The sequence below is a fragment of the Pseudomonas sp. CM25 genome, from assembly GCF_013179705.1.
Taxonomy (GTDB): Bacteria; Pseudomonadota; Gammaproteobacteria; order Pseudomonadales; family Pseudomonadaceae; genus Aquipseudomonas.
In genome coordinates, this window is sequence record NZ_JABMCW010000477.1 from 1 (window position 1) to 3,196 (window position 3,196).

Here is a 3,196-nt window from a genome sequence, read left to right on the forward strand (position 1 = left end):
GGGGCCAGTAACACGCTGTCTTCGGCAAGCACATTGGGGCAATGCAGGGCCAGGCCCAGGCTGAGCAGGCTCAGGGGCAGGCGGGGGGGACGCGGGGGCATGCGGGGGCTCCTGGATGCGCGACACCTGTGCGGGCCTCTTCGCGGGTAAACCCGCTGCCACAGGGGCATCGCCACCCGTTGTAGGCGCGGGTTCACCCGCGAAGAGGCCCGCACAGGCCATGAAAAAAGGCGGCATCTTACCAGCCGCCTTCAATACAAAACGATCCAGGCCTTGCGATATTCAGTCAGTCTGCGCGGGCTGGCCGCTTGTGCTGCCGCCAGTTGTCATCGATCTTCGACCAGGTCTTGCCATCGGTAATGGCCATGAGCTTGCGCCCATCCTTGAAGGTGGCCAGGAAGGTGGCTTCTTCTTCCTTGCCACCCAGCCACAGCCCGGCCAGCAACCCCACCGGCCCGGCCACCAACGCCCCGGCCACGCCCCAGCCAAGGGTGCTGCCGAAGCTGCGGCTGGACTCCAGGCTGGCCAGCCTCAGGTCGCTGATACGTGCCAGGGAAATCCGCTCGCCCGGGGAGGGGCTGCGCGGGGTCTTGAGTGTGAGCGATCCGTTGCGATACTCGCCTTCACCTTGCAAGAAATCGCCGGATTGCACCGTGAGTCTTGTCATAAAGTCGTCCTGTCAGGGAAAGGGCATTGACCAGCGCCTACTGAGCGCTGCCCGGGCAGGCAAGTCAACGGCAATACGACGGAGGGTAGTGCGGTGCAATGTCGCCCTCAGGCCGGCACGCGCCTACACAATTGATGTGGCAGGTTTGCGGTTCGCCAGCAGCCACGCCAGCAATGCGAGAGCGCCAATCACCAACCCTGCCACCACAATCCCCATCCAGCCCTGGCGCTGGAACAACTGCGTCCCCAGCAGCGACCCCAGTGCCCCGCCAATGAAATAGCAGGTGATGTACCCGGCATTCAGCCGCGTGCGCGCCTCGGGCCGCAGCGCAATGACTGCGTTCTGGTTGCTCACGTGCACCAGCTGCACCGCCAGGTCGAGCATCAGCACACCTAGCAGCAAGGCCAGCAGCGATTGCTGGGCAAACCCCAGCGGTACCCACGACAGCAGCAACACCACCAGCCCCACCGTGGTCCCCAGCGAGCCCTTGCCACGGTCGGCCAGGCGCCCGGCCCAGTTGGCCGACAGCGCGCCCGCCGCACCGGCCAGGCCGAACAGGCCGATCACTGCATCGGAATAGTGGTACGGGCCTTGCGCCAGCAGGAAGGCCAATGGCGTCCAGAACAGCGCGAACAGGCTGAACGCCAGCAGGCCGAGCAGCGAGCGCAGGCGCAGCACCGGCTCTTCGATGAACAGGCGGAACACCGAGCCGATCAGTGCGGGGTACTTCAAACCAGCATGGCTGTGGTGCTGAGGCAGGCTGCGGTACAGGGCCACGGCGGTGATCGCCATCAGCACGGCAGCCAGCACGTAGATGCTGCGCCAGCCGCCTAGTTCGGCCATGAAGCCGGCAGCGGTCCGCGCCAGCAGAATGCCCAGCAGCAGGCCGCTCATCAGCGTGCCGACCGCGCGGCCGCGCTGGTGCGGCGGGCTCAGCGCGGCGGCCATGGGCACCAGGATCTGCGCCACCACCGAGAACAGGCCGGTCAGCGCGGTGCCGAGCAGCAACCACGGCAGGCTCGGTGCGCAGGCACTGATGACCAGGCCCAGGGTGGCAATGACGGTCATCACGGTGATCAGCCGGCGCTGTTCGAACAGGTCGCCCAGTGGCGCCAGCAACAGCAACCCGGCGCCGTAGCTGAGCTGTGCGGCAATCACGATACTGCCTGCGCTGGCGGTGCTCAGGCCAAATTGCTGGGCAATGCTGTGCAACAGCGGTTGCGCGTAGTAGTTGCTGGCCACGGCCAGGCCGGTGGCGGTCGCCATCAGCAGGATCAGGGCGCGGCTGAGAGTGGGGGTGTTCATGCGGTTCTCGTGGCGGGCAGTAGTAAGTGGTGGTGATTATCTGGAAGTGTCAGGCATGACGCCAATGTATAGTTTTCAACTTATCAATCTCGAAAACAGATAGATCAGTGAACCTCAAGCAGCTTGAGTACGCCCTCGCCGTGGCCGACACCGGCAGTTTTACCCGTGCGGCTGAACGTTGCCATGTGGTGCAGTCGGCGCTTAGCCACCAGGTGGCGCGCCTTGAGGCACACCTGGGCGTCAGCCTGTTCGAGCGCAGTTCGCGGCGGGTGCGCCTGACGCCTGCCGGCGAGGCCTTTGTGCTCAGCGCCAGGCCGGCGGTGGAGGCGGCCCGGCGCATTGCTGATGATGTGGCGGCGGCTTGCGGCCAAGTGCGTGGGCGCTTGGCGATTGGTGAAATCAGCTCGCTCACCGCGCTGGATCTGGTCGACCTGCTGGCGGTGTTTCACGGCCGTTACCCGGATGTGGACGTGCGCTGGCTTACGGCCAAGAGCGAATTGCTGATCGCCGATGTGATCGAGCGGCGCCTGGACGTGGGTTTCATCGGCCTGTGGCAGGGCGAAGTGGTGCAGGGTGTGCAGCATCGTTTGCTGGCCAGGGAAGCGCTGGTGGCGTTGTTGCCGCCGGGCCATCGGCTGGCGGGCAGGGCGCAGCTGGCGCTGGCCGATCTGGCCGGTGAAGTGCTGGTGGACTTCCCCGAAGGCACCGGGGCGCGACGGCAGACGGACGAGGCGTTTCAGGCGGCGGGGTTGCAGCATCGGGTGCAGTTCGAGATTGGGCATGTGCGTCTGGTCGAGAAGTTCGTGCAGCGGGGCATGGCGGTCGGCCTGGTGCCGGAGCGGGTGGCCGAAGGTATAGACGGCGTGGCGGTGGCGCGGTTGGTGGATGCGCCGGTGCGGCACCTTTATGCCGTGTGGTCATCCAGCCCGACACCGGCTGCCCGGGCGTTTTTGGAGGTGATGGAGCAGAGTTTGGGGGCTGGCGAAGGATGAGCCTTGTTCTATGGTCATGGAATCTCTCATTGGGATTGCATCAGGGCTGACAGGTGCTTGCCGCAAGATATGCAGCGCCTGTGAGATCGAGCGCCGCCCGCGCGGCGGGGAGTGTCAGGTTTTTTGTGTGCGGGCCGGTAATGGCCTGCCGCCCGGCAGGCCTTGATTTCACCAGGTTGGCCTGATGAACCGATCTCCGTACAGAATCGCAAATTGATTCATCGCACTTTTC

General features: G+C 65.2%; 4 protein-coding genes. 1 reads left to right on the forward strand and 3 read right to left on the reverse strand.

The genetic code is table 11. From position 1 onward, the window contains the following. Window positions 1–286: 286 nt before the first annotated feature. Complete coding sequence (locus HP546_RS28115) at window positions 287–667, reverse strand: hypothetical protein (protein WP_172232451.1); 381 nt, start codon at window positions 665–667, stop codon at window positions 287–289. A gap of 123 nt (window positions 668–790) precedes the next feature. After that, window positions 791–1,972: an MFS transporter gene (locus tag HP546_RS28120; protein WP_172232454.1), complete on the reverse strand. Its 1,182-nt coding sequence runs from the start codon at window positions 1,970–1,972 to the stop codon at window positions 791–793. A gap of 107 nt (window positions 1,973–2,079) precedes the next feature. On the opposite strand from HP546_RS28120, the gene HP546_RS28125 reads away from it, so the two are divergent. Beyond that, complete coding sequence (locus HP546_RS28125) at window positions 2,080–2,964, forward strand: LysR family transcriptional regulator (protein WP_172232457.1); 885 nt, start codon at window positions 2,080–2,082, stop codon at window positions 2,962–2,964. Between the two features lie 40 nt (window positions 2,965–3,004). On the opposite strand, the gene HP546_RS31195 is transcribed toward HP546_RS28125, so the two are convergent. Then, window positions 3,005–3,196, reverse strand: a 192-nt coding sequence (locus HP546_RS31195; protein WP_218584643.1) for a hypothetical protein, incomplete at its 5' end; no start/stop codon positions are given.